The organism is Moorena sp. SIO3I6 (genome assembly GCF_010672095.1).
Genome location: NZ_JAAHHU010001498.1, coordinates 1 through 1,217 on the forward strand (window position 1 = coordinate 1; position 1,217 = coordinate 1,217).

Here is a 1,217-nt window from a genome sequence, read left to right on the forward strand (position 1 = left end):
GAGGTGGTATCGTTGCTCAACAAGTATTTTGAAACCATGGTAGAGGCTGTATTCAATCACGATGGCACCTTGGACAAGTTTATTGGAGATGCCTTGATGGCCGTGTTTGGAGCACCTTTACCCCTGCCAAATCATGCTTGGAAGGCTGTCAAATCAGCTCTAGATATGCGCTCACGCTTAGCAAAATTTAATTCCAATCGCAGGGGTAACAACCAACCCGAAATCCGGATTGGGATGGGAATTAGTTCTGGAGAAGTGGTTTCCGGCAATATCGGCTCCCAAAAACGGATGGACTATACGGTTATTGGAGATGGGGTGAATCTAAGTGCTCGTCTCGAAAGCGTTACCAAAGAGTATGGCTGCGATATTATCTTGAGTGAGTCTACCTATAATTTGTGCCGCGATCGCATTGTGGTGCGGGAGTTAGATCAAATCCGGGTCAAAGGTAAAAACCAAGCGGTTAGGATTTATGAATTAATTGGCAAAACCGACCTATCCCTTACCGATAAAAGAAAACGGTTCTTGGATTTGTATCAAGCAGGGCGTAATGCTTACATCAAACGAGACTTTAACCAGGCACTCAAGTATTTTACTGATGCACTAGACATACAACCAAATGACCGGCCTGTCAAGACCCATATTAACCGAGCTAAAAACTATTGTGATCATCCTCCTGATGATTCCTGGGATGGAGTTTACACGATGACCACGAAGTGAAGTATGAACTATTTCTTCCTTTATATACCTATATACCCAGGCTCTTTTTGCTTTGTTTCAAGTCTTTCCACAGTTGTTTAATCTGCTGGTAAGCCTCTTCTGGAGGCAGCTTACCAGCAGTTTCGAGATTACAGATGTAGTTTACTTTTTGAGCAAATTCCTGTAAATTAGCGTTAAAAACCAGGTTTTCTGGCTTGAACTGACCGTGATAGGGACTGTGAGGGTATAAAAAATCAGATGGATCTACCATAGCTATTGCCTGCACCAGACGTTCTTAACCTAACCTTAACTTAACTGATCATACTATAACTTCCTAGCAAAATTTCTGATTTTGCATGATTGTGATTGCTGTAATAGACATCAGGTTTTAGTTGTACTATGCAAAACACAAGGGCATATTCGGTTTTGGTGACAAACTTGAGCTAGATCCGCGCTTACGCGCCACATGTTTTCCCAATCCGGTTTTGGGACGGAGCTTATAAAGTGCGCCCGTAGGTGGC

General features: G+C 42.9%; 2 protein-coding genes. One reads left to right on the top strand and one right to left on the bottom strand.

Annotated features, from left to right (window positions below; genetic code table 11):
- A partial coding sequence (locus F6K49_RS50625; RefSeq protein WP_293110445.1) for an adenylate/guanylate cyclase domain-containing protein occupies window positions 1-717 on the top strand: 717 nt, incomplete at its 5' end.
- 28 nt (window positions 718-745) lie between these two features.
- Here F6K49_RS50625 and F6K49_RS50630 read toward each other — a convergent pair.
- On the bottom strand, window positions 746-967 hold the full coding sequence (locus F6K49_RS50630) for a hypothetical protein (protein ID WP_075903198.1): 222 nt from the start codon (window positions 965-967) through the stop codon (window positions 746-748).
- Window positions 968-1,217: the final 250 nt, after the last annotated feature.

Bases quoted from the DNA above. Each gene is read 5' to 3' on its own strand.
- F6K49_RS50630 (WP_075903198.1), bottom strand. From the start codon at position 967: ATGGTAGATCCATCTGATTTTTTATACCCTCACAGTCCCTATCACGGT.